Origin of the sequence: Microbulbifer sp. GL-2 (assembly GCF_007183175.1) — a bacterium.
GTDB lineage: Bacteria > Pseudomonadota > Gammaproteobacteria > Pseudomonadales > Cellvibrionaceae > Microbulbifer.
The window spans coordinates 516,375-536,375 of the sequence record NZ_AP019807.1 but is presented as its reverse complement, the minus strand read 5'-3'; the positions used below and the strand labels follow the sequence as shown (position 1 = coordinate 536,375).

Here is a 20,001-nt window from a genome sequence, read left to right as displayed (position 1 = left end):
TTAAAGCGGAGGTCGATGCTAAACTAATTACGATGGACTTGGAAGAGCTCAAGTTGGCCACCCAGATAATCACTACGGAAGCTACAGGTGATTCATGGATACAGAGAAACTGGCAACTACTAACAATGCTCACGTTCGTAGTACTGATCGTGGGTCACAGGCTGGAGTGGATAGCGCCAAGTCTTGGCAAGGAGCAAACCCTCGCCCTTCTAGAGATAGTAAAAATCGGCCACGGTGGCTATGTCGTGGAGCGAAGTGCTAAGAAGGCTATCAAAACCTGAAAACACACCTACTAGGGCGCTGGCATCTTTGTAAAAGTATCTATATTGCATAGATAGACGGCGTAATAACTCTATTTTCTGAGTTATCTACTTGGAATTTTATACAAAGATAGAAGCAGCTAGAGGCTTAGCTGCTCTCTAGAATATTCTTTTTGGGAATAAGGGGTTGTAAGGTTTGAGAATGTACAGGCTAGCTCCCTGCTAGACTGTGTGTATTCAATTTCTAACAATATCCTCGGCGAGAACCGTTCCCGAAAATGGGTCTATTTCTAATACGTACAATATATTTCGCTGGTTTACTATGTAAGCTTTTATGAGCCAGTGACCATTTTCCAACTCTACACTCTTGGGCGTATAGCCTTGCTGTTCCAATATGGTCATTATGGAGGACAGTGGCAGTGTACCGTAAGGTAGAGTATTCGAATATGAGGGCTTGAAATCCAACTGAGAAGTTTCATTGGCGATAGTATGATTAAATACCGCTATGACGGCAAAGGCCAAAAAAAATTTATTACCAATTTTCATCAAATAATACCTCTTCTTGTTGAACGTTTTTCTTGGCGACCAATTGAATGGACAATAGGCCATCCACTTAGTTTCGACCTTTATAAATTAAGTTTCATATTTAAGCATGGGAGTATTTATAACCCAATCAGTTGAATACTGGCACCTAAGTAAAAGTATCCCCATTACCCAGATAGTTAGCATCATACTTTTAGCTGTTGGCTTATTTGCTTGGGGTTCTGATTTGTAGAGTTGGGTAGGAGAAAATATCCATGCAATAAACATGAGTCAGCCATGGGTGACCTGAAAAAAAGCATCTAGCTGAACTCAAAGATGAAATAAAAAATAGGCTCCAGTATATTGAAAGTAAGCTAGACTGGTTGGTTGAGAGGGGATTGTCGGTACTATTATTCACTTTCCATTTTCTCCTGGATTATTTCTATTTTTTATTGGGTCTTCAAATTTTCGTGCTAAATGGATAGCCTCCCTTTTGAGGTATATCTACTATTAGTTATCTAAAGCGCTATTTTTGTAGCACGTTTTTTTGGATTTTGAAAAAAGAGAGAGCTTGCTAATTTCAATGTCTTAATGATTTTGTTTATGGGCATCTTGCTTGGCTTGTCAAATTAAATAACCATGATTATAAAAATAGTGTTAAGTCAATCTGGCATATGGTTCCCATAGCATCAAGAATAACTATCAAAAATGTTAGCTATATCAAAAAAATCAAATTTATAGGGGGAGTAGCCGCCACAACTAATAGTTTTTAGTTGACTTTGATGGTAACACTCTGGTGGGGCTAATAATGAGAGGTTGTGAACAGTTTAGTTAAATATTACGGAAGTCATATATGTTTGCGTTAGTTCTTCGTTGATTACTTCAAGCAGGATTATCTCTAAAAATTTGCTGAGAACTGCATTGAAGTAGATGCCTAATTGGTATTGTAATCAAGATAATTTCGAGTTTTAGGTGCTGAGTAAGAAAAGATCTGATGAAAGTCAGTATTAGCATTGATACCTCAACGTTTAATCGTGCTTCTTCTGAGTTACAGCATTAGCTGTCTTATGCAGGCTCGTTAGCTTTGAACAATGCGGCCATTAGGATTCGCGGGGAAGAGCAACCTACAATGGGTCCTATAGTTATGAACCCAGTTAGTTTAACCTTGAATTCAGTTCTGACAGATAAGGCGACCAAGCGATATGCTAGCCTGTTACCTGCTGGTATATATGTTGTTCCTGGTGAGGGGTGAAGCTAATTAAGCATGGTAATATTACAAGGAGCACTTACAGCAAGATCTTGTCCCAGGTCAGTGCTAGCTCTGCCCCTACGTAAAACGCTACCAATAGCCGGTAGCCGGCGCAGTAAATCCAAGCCAGGAGCAACCAAGGGTTACTTTGTCGAAAGATTGAGGGCATCTTGGAAGTTTGACAAAGGGTAGGGTACAAGCATCTTAGATCGGTCAGGCTCACCCCAATATTTGTTAAAATAAACGAGAAAACCCCAAGCGTTTTTCATTCTTTCGAATTATTGCCCGGAAGCGCATTCCCAATGAGTTTGAAAAGACAATAGACCGGGCGTTGACAACCGCGAAGCAACGCTGAACTACACCTCGAAGGGTCCTCCTGAGAAATCCGGCATACGGGTAATTCCGCCCAGTTTTTCAGCTATCTGAAATTTCATAGGGGGTTATATCTTAGCTGACAACCCATTACTAGACGATCAGGCCACTCAGTCGGGTTTTTCTTATCTGGTTGGAAGCTCGTGGCCGGCAATTGCCAAGCATGTGCAGGCGGGGGGGGGGCCAAAGAGCGCTGCTTACCTTATTTGGTTGCAAGCCTATTGTGAAAGACTATGCCTTGAAGCTGCAGGCCGACAAGTGAGTGGAGCCCGCAATCGCCGGGATATGGCTCAGGCGATTGAACTTGAAGCAAAAGCACAATTGAAGATGCGCGATCTGTACAAGCAGAATCAACTGATTGTCGATATCGAGTCTGTACGCAAGGCGATAGTAGAGTGGGCCACCATTGGAAAGAATAAATTTTTAGGAGCGGTGGAAAGTATCGTTATTGCTATCGAGAACCAGCAAGCAATTACCGTCGACCACGAACCCTTACAGCCAAACATTGACGCTGCCCTCAAAGATATTGGCAGTTACGAGACTGAATCTGAAGATGCTAGTGGAGGAGGTGCGCCCGGCCTGGATACCGCAGCCTTAAACCGCGCTGATAGAGTGGCCGCCGTACACATTGTTGCTGCTCTTCTCGGCAGCGTTGTCGATGTCGCTAGGCTGTGGGGGGCACTGTATGTATGGGCCTTTACTTAACGGCGGCTGGCTTATCTACATGTCGATGGCGTCCATACACGGCTGTGGATAACTGCGAAGTGGCATTCGTATCTTTCAGAACTGGAGAACTTGTACCAATTAGGGCTGGGTTTCATATGAGCAGGAAGTAAGGAGGGGTAGATGAGTTTCCATAACAATCTTTGTAATTGGCTTATGGACACTTTTTCAGGGAAAGGTTGGGTAATTTTGGCGTTCTTTAATAGAATGCAATCGATTGCATTGCGATTGAGCAGTATAGAGTTCTACGGCTAGTTTCTTGTTGTTCTCATCGTATGCTCAAATTTTAGACTCATCTCTGCTGGTTAATAGCGGAATCGGTTGCTGCTCATTTCTAAGTACAATTTAACTGGAAAGGAATTGGTCTGATGAAGAAATCCTTTCTTTAGGAAAAGATGCCATTAGAACGGCCTAAGGCCCTAAATTGGCTGGGCCAGTTCGCATTCAAGTAGTTACTGTTCGGAATTTGTCCAGAACGCACTGTGAAAGAGAATGGATGATAGGCAATCTTCACAGAGAAGATTATCCAATGGTGACAGTGGCTGTGGGCACATTGAGTGCGGCATTTAAAGGGTGTACCTTTTCAGACTGTCTAGTCCGAATCCAGAAGAGTAATGTAGGAAAGTACGTAATGGCGCGTAATTAATTTGCCGGGACGCCGGGGCGAGGCTGCGATAGCATGCTCCGCTGAACTAGGAAGTGACTGGCGTTTTCAGGAAGATTCGCTATATACAGTGTGTATACCTAGTATTTTTCACGCTAACAATAGTGAGCAGGGCATCAAGCACACTCCTGCATGGGCTGTTGCAATGTGAAGCAAATCCCACCAAATGGATTTGAGCTTATTATCCCAGTTTGAGGCCTTAGTTGGCGTAGAACTGGTTCACATATATCCAAGAAAAAACTGATATGGATTCCACAGTTCAACGCTCAGTCTGGCAGATCCAGCGCGATGTGATTCATGCGCTAGTGGTGCGGGAGATGAAGACCCGCTTTGGCAAGTGGCGGCTGGGCTACGCTTGGGTGCTGCTTGAGCCATCACTGCATATGATGGTGCTAGTAGCGATTTTCAGCCTGATAAGAAATGATTTTTACCCGGGAATTCCGACGGCTTTGTTCATGCTATCAGGAATTGCACCCTTTCTTTGTTTTAGCCACTGCTTCGGGAAGGGACTTGCTGCTATCGAGCCGAATCGAGGATTGTTCAATTATCGACAGCTAAGACCGTTTGATGCAGTTTTAACTCGGGTGATGTTGGAGTTTGCCATTTACTTGGTAGCCTTAACGGCGTTACTGGGTGTGCTGGCATGGTTTGGAATATCGGCTCGTTTCAACAACTTTTTGTTGTTGGTGGTTGTTAATATTCTGTTTTTCTGTTTCTGCCTAGGACTCAGTTTGGCGCTCTGCGTTGTTGGGGAGAAACTCCCTGAAGTGGCAAAGATGTCTCCAATAATCATACGGCCGCTATATTTCCTATCTGGGGTTTTCTTTTCTTTGGATCAAATCCCAAAGGAGTATCACCCTTATCTGGTATGGAACCCACTTCTGCATGTCATTGAGCTAACTCGAGAAGGTCTGTTTGTTGAGTACCATGGGGCATTTGGTAACCTTAATTACTTGACATTTATTTCCGTCTCTTTCCTTGCTTTTGGTTTATTGACCTATAGGGCGAATTGGCGTGATCTGGTGCGAAGCCAATGATCAAGCTTGAAAACCTTACCAAGTCTTACCGTACTCCGCATGGGCGTAAGGTGCTGTTTCACAACGTGAACTCAATTTTTCCAGAAGGGAAAAATATCGGGATTCTAGGACGCAATGGTGCGGGTAAATCAACGCTGTTGCGTATTATGGGGGGAATTGATTACCCCGATTCTGGTCGGGTGGTAACTGACCAGAGAATTTCCTGGCCAATGGGGCTTTCCGGTGGCTTTCAGGGCAGCCTGACTGGGCGCGATAACGTAGCTTTTGTCTGTGGAATACATGGTATTTGGGCTGGAGAGCAACGCAAGATCATGGACAGGGTTCAGGACTTTGCAGAAATTGGCGATTATTTTGATGCCCCGGTAAAAAGTTATTCGTCAGGGATGCGTTCTCGCCTCGCATTTGGGCTCAGTATTGCAGTAGATTTTGATACTTACCTGGTTGATGAGGTGATGTCTGTGGGCGATGCGCACTTTAAGAGAAAGTGTGAAGAAGTGATCGCGGAGAAGCGAAAAACCTCAACATTTATTATTGTTGCGCATGCAATGCCATTGCTAAGAAAAAACTGTGATGTCGGTATTTACCTTGATGCCGGTGAGCTGACAGTCTTCGATACAGTGGATGAGGCCATTGAAGAATACCAGGGCGAAAAACCTAAGCCCCAGCCCCAAAATAGCGCAGCTAACACGGCTCTTAAAGTATAGAAATTGATTATGGAAGCTAGAGAATCGCTCAAAATGGAGCCAAATCAGGATTTCACTAAGGATAAAGCGAAGAATACCCTTAAGAGAGCTTTGAAAGCCTTAAAGCAATGGGTGGGTAAGAATACGGTCACGAGAAGTGTTGTAGCAAAGAGCCTTTTTCATCGTTGGCGTGGAATTATACTATTCGTCGCCTTGCCGCTGATCGTCGTCAGCTCTTACTATTTTTTCTGGGTTTCAGAGCGCTATGTAAGCAGTACTCAGCTAATAGTAAAGGACAGTGGTTCCAGCCAGGTAGCTTCTCCGGCTTTGGGCTTCCTGGTGCCAGGAGTTGGAACGGACAATCAGGATGCCTTTCTGGTGGTGAACTATATCCAGTCCCTGGACATGGCCCTATACCTGGACGAACAACTGAAGCTAGCGCAATACTACCAAAGTGACCGCCATGACTTGTTTTCAAGGTTGGCTGTAGATGCTACCCAAGAGGACTACCTCGAATATTACCGGAGTCATATCGGTGTTGGCCACGATGAGACCACGGGCATTATCACAATTGAGATGCAGGCTTTCGACCCTACTTTTGCTCAACTTCTGGTAGAAACGGTTACACAAAAATCTGAAGACTTTGTGAATGCAGTAAGTAATCAGTTGGCGGACAAGCAGGTTACTTTCGTAAAAACTGAAGTGGAACTGGCACAGGGCAAGTTGCGTAGCACCAAACAGGAAATTCTGGATTTCCAAAATAGTAATAATGTGGTTAGTCCTGAGGAGTTGACGAAAGGCATTAGCAGTATTATTCAAGGGTTAGAGGCTCGCCTGGCAGAACAGCGAGCTAATCTCACTGCGGCTAAAACCTACCTGAATACAGATTCCTCACAAATTGTTTCCATGATGGCCGAAATTGGTGCGCTGGAGAAGCAGATTGAAATGGAGAAAGTTCGTCTTGTTGGTATAGGTGATGAAGAGGGTGAACAGCGCCTTAATACTCTTGGGGCTCACTTTCAAAATCTGGAGCTGGATCTTCAATTTGCTACTGATGCCTATGCAGCTTCCTTGAAGGCGTTGGAGGCTGCACGAATGGAAGCCTCCGGAAAGCTGAAGCATTTAATGGTAGTAACTCAGCCCTCAATGGCAGAAGAAGCTGAATACCCGCACAAGCTTTATAATCTGGCAAGTCTCGCCATAATACTGTTAATGCTTTACGGAATAGTAAAAATGCTAATTGCTAGCATTCGTGACCATAGAGTGTAATTTCAGACTTGAATGTTTGGAACACTCAGCTGAACTGGCGAATGCCGCCCCCCACTTACTAAGTTAATTTTCATTTATAAAGAATGACGCAAATGATTACAGGGACAATAAAGAACTTTGGTTTAGGAGTAGGGCTACTTTTTTCACTTGCCTGTGTGCAGGCTGTAGCACTGGAAACGCAACTGATAGATGATGTTGAATCTACCGAATTGCCACAGACAGGTGTGCCAGTTTTTGGTGAGTCGCTCTTTCAGGGGGCCTTCAAGGATCAGCCGTTTAGCGGATTCAACCCTGACTATCGCATCACTATCGGAGACCAGATCAACCTGCAGCTATGGGGTGCATATAGCTTCAGTGCCACATTACCCGTTGACCCCAAAGGTAATATTTTTGTGCCCGAAGTTGGGCCTGTCCACGTTGCCGGGGTAAAAAATGGCGAGCTGAATGATTTTGTCCTGCGTCATGTAAAACGTGTGTTCAAGAATAATGTGCAAGCATATGCCAACCTGGAAGCCAGTCAGCCAGTAAAGGTGTTTGTTACTGGCTATGTGAATAACCCAGGTTTGTACAACGGTTTCAGTTCAGACTCCATTCTTTATTACTTGGACAGTGCCGGTGGTATCGATGCTCAAAGCGGTAGTTTTGTCGACATCAAAGTCATGCGCCAAGGGGAAGCGATACAGGGAGTGAATCTGTATAACTTTCTGGTCGACGGCATTATGCCAGCCCTCCAGCTTCGCAATGGTGATGTTGTCGTAGTCGGCGGACGCCATGGCTCGGTAACTGTAGAGGGCGCGGTTCAGCAGGCTGCGCAAATGGAGTTCAGCGGGCCCTATACCCAACTTGGTGAGATGTTGCTTGTCGCCCAGCCAGACCCACAAGCCAATTTTGCCCGAATCACTCAAGTTATAGATGGAATTCAGCAGGCAAATTACATGCCGCTTGCGGACGCAATGACGACACGGTTATATCCCGGAGCACAAGTTGAGTTAGTACGGGATAATGATATTGAGTCTATTTCGATAAGCGTATCAGGCGAGCTGGATGGCCCTGCTACCTATGTGCTCCCTTATGGGGCAACACTCAATGAATTGTTAGATCAATTGAGTTTCCGTGGTAATGCTGATGTAGATTCTATTCAGCTGTACCGCAAAAGTGTCGCCGAGAGGCAGCGAGTAGCTTTAGATCGCTCACTAGATGCTCTGCAAATGGAAGTGTTGACACGGCAGCCCAACACAGATCTGGAAAAATCGGCACAAAAAGATAATGCCATGATGATCCAAAACTTCATCAAGCAGGCTCGTAAGGCAGAACCCAGAGGGCAGGTAGTCATTGCCAATAACCCAAATGCTGCTGAAATGTTGCTGGAGGATGGTGACGAGCTTGTAGTACCCTTAAAATCATCAACCGTATCCATTGTGGGAGAAGTGATATTCCCCACCTCCCTTGTTTTCAATAAAAAGCGCACACTGGATGATTACATCGAGCTAGCGGGTGGCTTCGCAAATAATGCCAATCGCGATGAGCTCGTGATTTTGCACCTTGATGGCACTATCAGCCGTATCGATGATCGAGATTTTGATAATCGCCTAGGAGATCGTCTACGCCCTGGAGATGAAATTATGGTGATGCCAAAAATCCAATCCAGTGAACTACAAGTGACTAAAGATGTTACAGAGATACTGTATCGTATCGCAGTTGGTACAGCCGCAGTTCTATCCTTCTAAATTGGTACGCAGAACCAGTTATTTTTATTCATATTGGCTTCGTTATTGCAGAATTATTGCAAGGGTCTGTTAATTCAGGCCCTGCCTGTTGTTTTGAATAGGATTTTCAATGGATGTAGACGCGTGTAATACCGTTTCCACTAATTGTATGTAACCATGCACGTCGAAATTTTTTCAATAAATTTTGACAGATAATCGTATTCTATTCAGCCAAGTAGACCAGACCGATAACCCCGAATTTATCTCTGAGGGGCTGTGCTGGACCAGTAAAGAGCGTAAATTCAAGGGTGGGCAAAATGGTAGTAAAGGGATCTTCCGAAAGAAAGGGAATAATTCTGGCCGGTGGCTCGGGTACACGTTTGTACCCTTTAACAAAAGGTGTAAGTAAGCAGTTAATGGCTGTTTATGATAAACCGATGATTTACTACCCTCTGACAACTTTGATGTTGGCAGGTATCAAGGATATTTTGATCATTACTACCCCAGAAGAACAGTGCCTATATCAGCGTTTACTGGAAGATGGAGCACAATGGGGGATCAATATTTCATACGCTGTACAGCCCTCACCAGATGGCCTTGCTCAAGCCTTTTTGATTGGCAGAGAGCATGTGGGGAATAAAAATAGTGCGCTTGTTCTGGGTGATAATATTTTTTACGCACAGAATTTCAGCCAGGTACTTCAACATGCTGATGCAAAAGAAACTGGTGCTACTGTATTTGGCTACCGGGTAGCAGATCCGCGCGCTTATGGAGTTGTTGAGTTTGATCGTGAAGGTAGAGCGATAAGTTTGGAAGAAAAGCCTGAGAATCCAAAATCGAATCATGCTGTTACCGGTCTGTACTTTTATGATAAGCAGGTCTGTGATATTGCCCAGGATATTAAACCCAGTGACCGTGGCGAGCTGGAAATCACGGATATAAATAAAGTATATCTTGATCAGGGGCAGCTTGATGTGGAGCGCCTGGGGCGTGGTAGTGCTTGGTTAGATACTGGTACTCACGATAATCTGCTGGAAGCCGCGCATTTTGTTCAGACCATTGAGCGCCGTCAGGGACAAAAAATTGCCTGCCCGGAAGAGGTTGCTTACCGAAAAGGATTTATTACTGCTGAGGAGCTGGAAAAGCAAGTTCATCCGTTAATGAAGAGTGGATATGGAAAATATCTGATGCAGTTACTGACAGAAAGTGGTGAAGGTTCATCCCTGAATGCTCGCCGTTATGCGGCAAGCTTTTAAATATAAAATTTAAATGACGGCTGAACGCCATAATATCTAGGATTATTGCTCAATAGAAATGAAGCTGTATGAATATTATTGAAACTGCAATCCCTGATGTGAAAATTATTGAGCCAAAAGTATTTGGAGATGAGCGCGGCTTCTTCTTTGAATCTTTCCGTGATGATGTTTTTCACAGGGAGTGTGCTGAAAGGATCTTTGTGCAAGATAATCACAGCAAGTCGTCGCAGGGGATATTGCGAGGGTTGCATTATCAAACAGAGCAAACCCAAGGGAAATTGGTGCGAGTGACTCACGGTGAGGTTTTTGATGTTGCCGTTGATCTACGTAAAAGTTCATCTACTTTCGGTGAGTGGGTTGGTGTTTACCTATCCGCTGAAAACAGGAGACAGCTTTGGGTGCCGGAAGGCTTTGCGCATGGATTTTATGTCACCAGTGCGTCTGCAGAATTTGTATACAAGTGTACAGATTACTATGCACCACAGTATGAACAGTCGATTCTCTGGAATGACCCGAAATTGAATATAGAATGGCCTCTGGTTTCAGGCATGCAACCACAGCTCTCGCAAAAAGATCGTGATGGTGAATATTTTCAAGATGCCATGTATTTTGCTTGAGTTAGAGTTCTAGCTTCTTTAAAAAGTGTGTAAACACCTTCCTCTGACAGTAATCCCGTCTGGTCGATTCGGCAATTTTTATCGAAGCGACTAAAAAAGTCGCTAGTAGCTTATTTATGGGCAATCAAAAGAGATACCTATGAGAATTTTAGTGACTGGGAAAAATGGACAGCTAGCTTCGGAGCTTCAGCAGCAGTGCCCGGTAGAGTATGAGTTGGTACCTCTGGCCAAGGATGAATTAGATATTTCAAATAAGGCGGAGGTGATGAATATAGTTGAACGGATCCGTCCAGATGTCATTATCAATTCGGCCGCTTATACGGGGGTAGATAAAGCTGAACAAGAGAGAGATACAGCCTTTGCGGTGAATACGTTAGGTGCTGAAAATCTAGCCTTCGCCTGTAAGCATTTCAATGTACGCCTTTTACATGTTTCGACAGATTTTGTTTTCGATGGGGCAAAATCCTCTCCCTATTTAGTGTCAGATGCCGTAAGCCCGGTTGGAATCTACGGAGCTAGTAAGGCTGAAGCTGAGACTGCTATTCGGAACATACTTCCTGAAGCAATAATCCTGAGGACGTCTTGGGTATATGCAGCTCACGGAAATAATTTTTCCAATACCATGTTGCGTCTAATGAGCGAGCGAGATCAACTTGGAATAGTCGCTGACCAGATTGGGACACCGACTTGGACCGGTACTATTGCAGAAGTACTTTTTACTTTGGTCGGAAAGCAGGAAGTATATGGTATTTATCACTGTACAGATCTCGGTGTGGCCAGCTGGTACGACTTTGCTGTTGCAATCTTCGAAGAAGGAAAAGAAGTTGGTCTGATACCAGCTGAAAAGGGACTGGTAATTAAAGCTATTACAACAAAAGATTATCCAACCCCAGCCAAAAGGCCCGCTTACAGTGTGTTGGACAAGACTCGACTGGTTGAGGAATTGGGAATCGAGTTAAGACACTGGCGAGCCTCCTTAAGGCTAGCCTTTTCCCGTAAGGCCAAGGGGCTTCAGTCTGAAGAGCTCTGAGCTGTAACCCTAATCTGAAATTCAAAAATTGTAATCAATAGCGACCCGAAAATGAAAAACTTACTGGTAACTGGTGGAGCTGGTTTTATAGGTGCCAACTTTGTGCACTACTGGATGAAAACTTATCCACAGGATAAAGTTTTCGTGCTGGATGCACTTACTTATGCGGGCAATCTCGCTAGCTTGAATCCAGTAAAGGACAATCCGGGTTTTAAGTTTTATCAGGGAGATATTTGTGATACTGCAGTGGTAGAGACCCTACTTAGGGAGCATCGTATAGACATATTGGTGCATTTTGCTGCAGAAAGTCATGTGGATCGCTCCATTAGTGGGCCCGAAGCATTTATTCAGACAAATATTATTGGTACCCATAGTTTACTCAAAGCGGTTAAAAAAGTATGGCTTGATGAGGGCCTTAATAAGGAGACTCATCGTTTCCATCATGTCTCAACAGATGAAGTGTATGGCACCCTGCAAGCGGATGAACCAGCATTTAGCGAAACTACTCCATACGCACCCAGTAGCCCTTACTCAGCCAGTAAGGCTGCATCTGATCACTTGGTGCAAGCTTACCACCATACTTATGGATTGCAGGTAACCACCAGCAACTGCTCGAACAATTATGGACCCTATCATTTTCCGGAAAAACTGATCCCACTAGTGATCACCAATATCCTGCAGGACAAACCACTGCCGATCTACGGTGATGGCCAACAAATTCGAGACTGGCTTTATGTAGAAGATCACGCACGAGGTATCGACCTGGTGATTACAAAGGGGCAGCTGGGGGAGTGTTATAACATCGGTGGAATTAATGAATGGGCCAATATCGACATTGTCAAATTAATCTGCGAGCTGATGAATCGAGAGTTTGCAGAAAACGCCACACTCGCTGACAAGTACCCACATGCCTTATCCGTCCTGGAAGGGAAAGCTCAGAGCTTAATTACTTTTGTGGAGGATAGAGCGGGTCACGACCGCCGTTATGCCATTGATCCGCAAAAGTCTAATAGCGATCTTGGATATAAGCCGCAGGAAAGTTTTGAGACTGGCATCCAAAAAACACTGCAGTGGTACTTGAGAAATGATGACTGGTGGACAGCAGTGATGGACGGTAGTTATCGACAGTGGATAGAGCAGCAATACAGCACCGCCGGATAAGGATTGGAATAGACCATGGGAATCAAAATACGAAAGCGCTTTAATGCTACCGACGCAACTCCGGTTAAGGCGTTCTCAGAGCAGGTGCGAGTTTGGGTAGATGTTTGTGGAGTTATTGGTGGACGGCATCTTTTGATTCAAGGCTGGGCGTTCCACCCTGAGCACGACTCATTAGAGTTTTGTCTCGAATATAGTGGCGGAGAAGAGGATACCGATGCCCAGGGCATTGAAGAGCTCAATTACTTTACTCTGCGAACTACCCGGTTGGATGTAAACCGACATTTCGGTTTCGACGGTAGCAGCCGCTGGGGTTACAGTTTGTTGGTGGAGTGGCCCTACGATAGACCGGTAGACAACAGTTTCCTACGCATGACTTTAAGTGCTGCCCGCGAGGCCAAAGAGGTAGAGCTAAAGCCATTTGTAGAGTTGAGTGGTGAAGAATTGTTTGGCCACTGCATGACCTGGCGTACAGCGGAAAAGGCAGAGTTGCTGAATGTGATGTTCAAAAGCATGGGCAACAAAATCTTCGAAATCCCTGGATTAAAAAAACTGGAGGAAGGTCAACTCCAATCCAAGATCAGCTGGCACTGGGACAGTATCCTGGCTGTGCCCGGCCATGGACTATTTCTATCCGGCTGGCTACTTGATGGCCAGCTAGATCTGGCAAATCTGGTACTGCGAACTACTGATGGCAGTTACAGCCAAAACCTGCTTGAGGAGGCCGCACGTTTTGCTCGCGCAGATGTTTTGGAGGCCTTTGCCGGCAGAGCTGAGCCGAGTTACAAGGCGGGTTTCTTCACCTGGGTGTCTATGCCGCACCTGATAGAACGGGCGCACCTGGAGCTGCTGTTCTTCACCAAAGAGGGCAGCCTGGGTGTTATTCCTTTACAGCAGGTCAATGTCCGTCAGGACATTACCCAGGCCAGCCAGCAGGTACTGGTGAACTTCAATGTAGATGGTCGCGAATACCGGAGTAACATGCGCAAACATGTAGGGCCGGCCCTGTCTGCGCTCTGGTCGAATAGACGTGATCTCTTGGAGGAACCACATGTCGAGGAATTGCAGTTTGGACAGGAAGTTAAAAATCCCAAACGCAGCGTAATAGTGCCACTGTACGGCCGCTACGATTTCCTACTGCACCAGATAGCCCAGTTTACCGAGGATGCCGATTTTGCTGAGACAGAACTGATCTACGTTCTGGATGACCCCAGGCTCTACGACGCTTTTATCCCATTCTGTTTCGACACCAGCATGCTGTTCCCGGTGGGCTTCAAGGTGATTTACGGCGGCCGCAATCTGGGCTATGCCGGAGCCAATAACCTGGGGGCGCGCTACGCCACTACTGATAAATTGGTCCTGCTTAATTCGGATATTATTCCGAGTTGTAGCGGTTGGCTATCACGTATTGAACAAAAGGCGGCCTCACTGAAAGATGTTGGCGTGGTCGCGCCAAAATTGGTGTTTGACGACGACACCATCCAGCATGTGGGAATGAGTTTTTCCAAGAGCGTGCAATTCGGTAACTTGTGGCTGAATGAGCATCCGGGCAAGGGCAATCCGGAATGGTTGGTGGATATTGATTCAGTGATGGAGTCACCGGCAGTTACCGGTGCCTGTATGTTTATCAGCAAGGCCTTGTACGATTCTGCCGGTGGCCTTGATGAGACCTATGTGCTTGGAGATTTCGAGGATTCTGATCTCTGCCTGAAGTTGCGCAAGGCCGGCTACCTTCACTATGTGCTTGCAGATGAGAAACTCTATCATCTGGAGCGAATGTCACAGAACCTGTTTGAAAACCGCGATTGGAAATTCAAGATCACCTTGTATAACGCCTGGCAGCATACCGAACGCTGGGGAAGTCTGATTGAACAGCTGGTGCGTTAAGGAATTATCGATGACAGAGCAAAGAATACTGATTATTTCACACGGTCACCCGGATCACAGCAAGGGTGGTGCAGAAGTGGCTGCCTATAACCTATTTAAGGAATATGAGCGGCAGGGGTTGGATACTGTATTTTTAGCGCGTACCGATCATCCTTCCCATGGCGGTTCCGCTTTTTCCACTATTAACTCTGACAAGGAAATACTTTTCCATACCCATATGTCGGACTTTTTCTTGTTCCAGTCAGGTTGTAAAAAGCATGTATGGCAGGAGTTCCGCGCACTGTTGCAGCGTTACAGACCGACAGTGGTACATTTTCATCACTATATCCACATGGGATTAGAGTTAATTCGTGAAGTTAGGAACACGTTGCCCAATACACGTATTGTAGTGACGCTGCACGAATACCTGGCTATCTGCGCCAATAATGGCCAAATGGTCAAGCCTGGTAAGCAGATGAAGCTTTGCTACAAGTCTTCACCAACTGAGTGCGCACGTTGTTTCCCTGAGCGCTCTGCGGCGGACTTCTTCCTGCGCGAGAAATATATCAAGTCTATATTCAACTTGGTGGATATGTTTGTATCGCCTAGCTATTTTCTGATTGATCGATACAAAGCCTGGGGAATTCCTGAAGAGAAAATGGTAATGATCGAAAATGGCCAGCCTGAGACTGAAACTCCGGAACCACGACAGCTAGCCGAAGGTGAGGGGCGTGGCCGCTTTGCATTCTTCGGGCAGATCAACCCATTTAAAGGCGTAGATGTATTGCTGGAAGCCTTCAAGCTGCTGCCAGAAGATTTTCAAGAGAAGGTTCACTTGGATATTCACGGCGCTAATTTGCAAGGTCAAACTGAGGAATTCCAAGAAAAGATTCACAGATTATTAGAGGATCTCGGTGACCTGGTTACCCTGCACGGCTCTTACGAATCCCATGAAATAGGCCGGCTGATGGAGCAAGCTGATTGGTTGATTATTCCTTCGGTATGGTGGGAAAATTCCCCGATGGTGATTCAGGAAGCTTTCAACCATGGGGTGCCGCTAATCGGTAGTGACATTGGTGGAATGGCTGAGAAGATTGTCCATAATATTAATGGGATTCACTTTAGGAAAAATAATCCACTTTCATTGTCCAAGGTGATTGAAAAAGTATCCGGTTTTAAGGGCAAGTGGGATGTATTGGCTGGTTCAATAATAAAGCCAATTACTGTAAGTGATTGTGCGAGAGCCCATCTTTCCGATATATATTAAGCTGACTTAGGTTTTGAATAATTCACAAAGAAAATTTTATTTCAGACTGAGTCATTATAATGGATGTTGTGCTGGCCCAGTAGGGTGGTTAGTTTGAAACGTTATTTGGAGTGGTTGGTTGTGTGTGGGTATGTGCCTACCCACATCTACCGAAAAAGTAATAATAAAATAGGTTATTCCAAATGGATTTCATGGATTGAGAGTTTGATTGCTTAGCTGGTCTGTATCGATTTGCTAATTATTTTACAGGGCATTGTTATTGCGGAAGACGTTGAGTTTTTCAAACTAATTTTATCCTTACTTTTAATAAGAGTTGAGTGCTCAAAAAATTGTCAATTCTGAAGTTTTAGTTGGATTAGTTGGTGGGTATAGATGTAATGCTCATTAATTGTGCTGAATTATGTTGATGGAGTATCATGGTAAATTTAAAAATCTTTGGTTTGCTAAGGCGATTTACGAAATGTGATTCTCTGGGTTATATGATAACTCCAGTTGCGTAATTTGCTTTTCTGATTTTGACTTCCGTTTATTAATTTGGTGGGTTTATGTTTTTAAGCTGTTCTCGTGAAAAAATGTTTCAGGTTGATCTTCAATCTATTTTTTCGATGTTTGGAGAGGAGAAGGATGGGGCCGGACTCGAGGTGAGTATAGGGGGGGTATTACAGCCCTTAGATTTTCTCTTCAAGAGGAAAATAGCTTCCATTTGAATTCTGTAAAATTTTATAATAAATCTGGGGGTGAGGTCTTTTGTGATGAGGCAAATATTGCTTTCTCTCATAGTTCTATCTATCGCGATGATGAAAAATACAGTGGTAAAAATTTATTGAATCAAGATGCAGGCTCAGTTTACCACTCAAAAAGAGAGCTTTGCCCATGGGTTGAGATGAGATTTGAAAAGCCTGTTTCCCTGGGGAAGATAGTAATATCTAATTCCAATAAAAAATACTATTTTAGAGCGTATAGTATTTTAGTTGAAGTAGAGCGCTCTCAAGGTGAGGGTTGGGAAGAAGTCTACGACAACTGGCAGTTTATGAAATTGCTTGAATGTCAGATCAAAAAATCGCATAGCTTTACAGAAGAATCTGAGCGATCTATTACATTGGCGCACCTTTATGCAGTTTTTTATTGTGTTGAAAGATTGCAGTCCTTAGTCTCAAAAGCACGTATTATAGATTTAAGGCTGGCTGAAGCCTTAATTAGGGAGGCAAGCAAGGTATTATCTGCTGATGGTTTTGGTTTTACACATCATGGAATAAACAGAACATTTTCTCATTTTTCGGAGGCTGAAAAATCAGAGATGGTTTCCGAGTTGGTTGATGTGATGGATCTATTAAAAGAGAAGTTTGACTTGGATTCATTCTTGACATCAGGAACTTTATTGGCCCAAGTGCGTGACAAGAAACTTCTGGGGCATGACGATGATTTAGATATTTGCTATTTTTCTAAGTTTACTGAGGAAAAGGATGTTTTGCGTGAGAGATCCTGGTTGTTAAATTCTTTGAATGAGCTTGGCTTCAAAGTACATCTTGCTTCACGAGGAACTCACTTACAGATGGGGATGAAGAGTGGGGTTGGTCTGGATCTCTTTGTGGCTTTTAAATGTGGAAATTTTGTAGACATTAGCCCACTCCCTAGAAGTCGTATTCTTTATCAAGATATCTTTCCGTTAGCATCAGCTTGCTTACATAACGTAAATGTTTCGATACCACGTAATGCTGAGGCGTGTCTTGTAAATAATTATGGGTCTGAATGGCGATATCCAGATCCGGCTTGGCGGTTTGATTGGAATCAGGCTTATTCAGACTATATGTTCCTACTCTCGGGGGAAAAATGAAAACAGTTATTACATTCGGAACATTTGATGTTTTTCATGTTGGTCACGCAAATTTGCTTCAAAGGGCGGCTGCGCTCGGTGATAGGCTAATCGTTGGTGTTTCGACAGATGCTCTCAATATGGCTAAAAAGGGTCGAAATCCTATATATAATCAGAATGATAGGATGAAAATAATTAATAGTTTGCGGTATGTAAATTTTTGCTTTGAAGAGGAAAGTCTAGAAAAGAAGGCGCATTATATTTCACTTTATAATGCTGATGTTTTAGTGATGGGTGATGATTGGGAGGGGAAATTTGATCATCTGAGATCCCTTTGTGAAGTTTGTTATCTACCGAGAACACCATCAATTTCTACTACAGAGATTATTGAGGTAATAGGCTCCAATTGACCCTCTAAGCATATTAGTCATTGTCGATAAGTTAATTTTTTATTGCTTGGTATTTCAATTATGAAAGCAATTTTACCTGTCGCCGGCCTGGGAACCCGTATGCTGCCGGCCACAAAGGCTATTCCCAAAGAAATGCTGCCTATCGTCGATAAACCGCTTATTCAGTATGTGGTCAATGAGGCGGTTTCGGCCGGTATTAAACATATCGTGTTGGTTACCCACTCCAGCAAAAATTCTATTGAGAACCATTTCGATACCAGCTTCGAACTTGAGGCCACTCTGGAGGCCAGAGTCAAGCGCCAGCTACTGGAGGAGGTGCGGTCCATCTGCCCGAAAGACGTCACCATCATGCATGTACGGCAGGGTGAGGCAAAAGGGTTGGGGCACGCGATCCTGTGTGCTCGGCCACTGGTGGGTGATGAAGATTTTGCTGTGCTGTTGCCGGATGTCATTGTCGATGATGCGGCATCGGATCTTTGCCACGATAATTTGGCGCAGATGTTGTCGCGTTTCAAGCAGGACGGTGTTAGCCAGGTGATGGTGGAAACAGTTCCGGCAGAAGAGGTGCATAAATACGGTGTGGCCGATTGCCGGGGCGCAGTACTGGCTCCGAATGCTTCCCAGCCGATGACTGCCATTGTGGAAAAGCCTCCCACGTCGGAGGCGCCGTCGAATATGGCTGTGGTGGGGCGCTATGTGCTATCTCGCAAGCTGTGGCCACTGTTGGAACAAACAGCACCCGGTGCTGGCGGTGAAATTCAGCTGACCGATGCCATTGCTGAGTTGATGAATCTGGAATCGGTTGAAGCGTATCGGATGGTGGGTAAAAGCCACGATTGCGGTTCTAAGCTGGGCTACCTGAAAGCGAATGTGGAGTACGGCCTGCGACACCCTGATTTGGCGGAGGAATATCGGATCTATCTGAACACTCTTATCCAGTTCGGGAAGAAGGCTTCGGATGGTCCGGCCGAACACCAACAGGAAGCTGTTGCGTGATAGAGAACGGGAAAACTATGAGTAAGCTAGTTTTGGTTACCGGCGGCGCCGGCTACATAGGTTCGCACACCCTGGTTGCGCTACAAGAAGCGGGGTTTGACGCGGTGGTTATCGATAACCTGTGTAACAGCTCCGAGGTGGCGTTGCAGCGGGTGGAGACAATTACCGGTAAACCGGTTCGCTTCTATCGAGGGGGTGTGGGGGACCGCGTGCTGCTGGATCAAATCTTTGCTGAGAACGCAATTTGTGCCGTGATTCACTTTGCTGGTTTGAAGGCGGTGGGCGAATCATCACAAAAACCCCTCGAGTACTACCAGAACAATGTCGCCGGCAGTCTCGTGTTGCTGGAGGCCATGCGCGCATCCGGTGTCAAACGGTTGGTGTTCAGCTCATCGGCTACTGTCTACGGTAGTGAGGCCCCGGTGCCTTATGTAGAAACCTTACAAACCGGGAGCACCAGTAACCCCTATGGCACCAGTAAGTGGATGGTAGAGCAGGTTCTGCGTGACGCCGCCAATGCGGACCCGGAGCTTTCTATCGCATTACTGCGCTACTTTAATCCGGTTGGTGCTCACCCGTCAGGCCTGATCGGAGAAGATCCCCAGGGAATTCCCAATAATCTGTTGCCGTATATCGCCCAGGTCGCTGTAGGTAAACGCGAGGAGCTGTCGGTATTTGGCGGCGATTACCCTACACCAGACGGCACCTGCCTGCGGGACTACCTACACGTAGTGGACTTGGCCTTGGGGCATGTACGGGCGCTGGAATGGCTGGCGGATCACACAGGTGCAGAGGCATTTAATCTTGGGACTGGCCAGGGTACCTCGGTGCTGGAAATAGTCCGGGCTTTTGAGCGGGCTTCAGGTGAGTCTATCCCCTTTCAGGTTGCGCCACGTCGTGCAGGTGATTTGCCGGCTTTCTGGGCAGATGCATCCAGAGCGGCCAGGGAGCTGGGCTGGGTGGCGAGCCTGGGACTGGATGAGATGATGGCCGATACCTGGCGTTGGCAGAGTGAAAATCCCCACGGTTACCGGGCAGTGGATGAGGAAGGGTAGGTGGGAACTGCCGCGTCGCTAGATATCTGTTTGTATAGTGTACGGCTT

17 protein-coding genes are annotated in these 20,001 nt (G+C 45.4%); 16 read left to right on the top strand and 1 reads right to left on the bottom strand.

Going from position 1 to position 20,001, the window contains the following annotated elements:
- The first annotated feature begins 53 nt into the window (after positions 1-53).
- Entirely contained in the window at positions 54-281 is a 228-nt protein-coding gene (locus GL2_RS02305) for a hypothetical protein (RefSeq protein ID WP_143729112.1), read from the top strand.
- A gap of 216 nt (positions 282-497) precedes the next feature.
- On the opposite strand, the gene GL2_RS02300 is transcribed toward GL2_RS02305, so the two are convergent.
- Positions 498-806 (bottom strand): PepSY domain-containing protein, encoded by a 309-nt coding sequence (locus GL2_RS02300; RefSeq protein ID WP_143729111.1) that lies wholly within the window; start codon positions 804-806, stop codon positions 498-500.
- Positions 807-2,661: 1,855 nt separating this feature from the next.
- On the opposite strand from GL2_RS02300, the gene GL2_RS21645 reads away from it, so the two are divergent.
- The 15 genes from GL2_RS21645 to galE all read left to right on the top strand — a co-directional run bounded on the left by GL2_RS21645 (position 2,662) and on the right by galE (position 19,953).
- Complete coding sequence (locus GL2_RS21645) at positions 2,662-3,108, top strand: hypothetical protein (RefSeq protein ID WP_197736513.1); 447 nt, start codon at positions 2,662-2,664, stop codon at positions 3,106-3,108.
- A 927-nt stretch (positions 3,109-4,035) separates the two neighbouring features.
- Positions 4,036-4,827: an ABC transporter permease gene (locus GL2_RS02290; protein WP_143729110.1), complete on the top strand. Its 792-nt coding sequence runs from the start codon at positions 4,036-4,038 to the stop codon at positions 4,825-4,827.
- Complete coding sequence (locus tag GL2_RS02285; RefSeq protein ID WP_143729109.1) at positions 4,824-5,531, top strand: ABC transporter ATP-binding protein; 708 nt, start codon at positions 4,824-4,826, stop codon at positions 5,529-5,531. The genes GL2_RS02290 and GL2_RS02285 overlap by 4 nt, the downstream gene beginning before the upstream one ends.
- Positions 5,532-5,540: 9 nt before the next feature.
- The gene (locus tag GL2_RS02280; RefSeq protein ID WP_143729108.1) at positions 5,541-6,779 is read left to right on the top strand and encodes a hypothetical protein; all 1,239 of its coding nucleotides are present in this window, start codon (positions 5,541-5,543) and stop codon (positions 6,777-6,779) included.
- A 92-nt stretch (positions 6,780-6,871) separates the two neighbouring features.
- Positions 6,872-8,506, top strand: a complete 1,635-nt coding sequence (locus tag GL2_RS02275; RefSeq protein ID WP_172621030.1) for a polysaccharide biosynthesis/export family protein — start codon at positions 6,872-6,874, stop codon at positions 8,504-8,506.
- 296 nt (positions 8,507-8,802) lie between these two features.
- Positions 8,803-9,741: a glucose-1-phosphate thymidylyltransferase RfbA gene (gene rfbA, locus GL2_RS02270; protein WP_143729106.1), complete on the top strand. Its 939-nt coding sequence runs from the start codon at positions 8,803-8,805 to the stop codon at positions 9,739-9,741.
- A 68-nt stretch (positions 9,742-9,809) separates the two neighbouring features.
- Entirely contained in the window at positions 9,810-10,358 is a 549-nt protein-coding gene (gene rfbC / locus GL2_RS02265) for a dTDP-4-dehydrorhamnose 3,5-epimerase (RefSeq protein WP_143729105.1), read from the top strand.
- 139 nt (positions 10,359-10,497) lie between these two features.
- The gene (gene rfbD, locus GL2_RS02260; protein WP_143729104.1) at positions 10,498-11,388 is read left to right on the top strand and encodes a dTDP-4-dehydrorhamnose reductase; all 891 of its coding nucleotides are present in this window, start codon (positions 10,498-10,500) and stop codon (positions 11,386-11,388) included.
- 51 nt (positions 11,389-11,439) lie between these two features.
- Positions 11,440-12,549 carry a dTDP-glucose 4,6-dehydratase gene (gene rfbB, locus GL2_RS02255; RefSeq protein ID WP_143729103.1) on the top strand — a complete coding sequence of 370 codons (1,110 nt, stop codon included), beginning with the start codon at positions 11,440-11,442 and terminating at the stop codon, positions 12,547-12,549.
- 15 nt (positions 12,550-12,564) lie between these two features.
- The gene (locus GL2_RS02250) at positions 12,565-14,433 is read left to right on the top strand and encodes a glycosyltransferase (protein WP_143729102.1); all 1,869 of its coding nucleotides are present in this window, start codon (positions 12,565-12,567) and stop codon (positions 14,431-14,433) included.
- A gap of 10 nt (positions 14,434-14,443) precedes the next feature.
- Positions 14,444-15,679, top strand: a complete 1,236-nt coding sequence (locus tag GL2_RS02245; protein ID WP_143729101.1) for a glycosyltransferase family 4 protein — start codon at positions 14,444-14,446, stop codon at positions 15,677-15,679.
- A 703-nt stretch (positions 15,680-16,382) separates the two neighbouring features.
- Positions 16,383-17,513 carry a hypothetical protein gene (locus GL2_RS02240; RefSeq protein ID WP_143729100.1) on the top strand — a complete coding sequence of 377 codons (1,131 nt, stop codon included), beginning with the start codon at positions 16,383-16,385 and terminating at the stop codon, positions 17,511-17,513.
- A complete protein-coding gene (locus tag GL2_RS02235) occupies positions 17,510-17,902 on the top strand; it encodes an adenylyltransferase/cytidyltransferase family protein (protein ID WP_143729099.1) in 393 nt (130 codons plus the stop codon). Before GL2_RS02240 ends, GL2_RS02235 begins: the two co-directional genes overlap by 4 nt.
- A 60-nt stretch (positions 17,903-17,962) precedes the next feature.
- Positions 17,963-18,898 (top strand): UTP--glucose-1-phosphate uridylyltransferase GalU, encoded by a 936-nt coding sequence (galU, locus tag GL2_RS02230; RefSeq protein WP_143729098.1) that lies wholly within the window; start codon positions 17,963-17,965, stop codon positions 18,896-18,898.
- Positions 18,899-18,915: 17 nt separating this feature from the next.
- The gene (gene galE, locus GL2_RS02225; RefSeq protein ID WP_143729097.1) at positions 18,916-19,953 is read left to right on the top strand and encodes a UDP-glucose 4-epimerase GalE; all 1,038 of its coding nucleotides are present in this window, start codon (positions 18,916-18,918) and stop codon (positions 19,951-19,953) included.
- Positions 19,954-20,001: the final 48 nt, after the last annotated feature.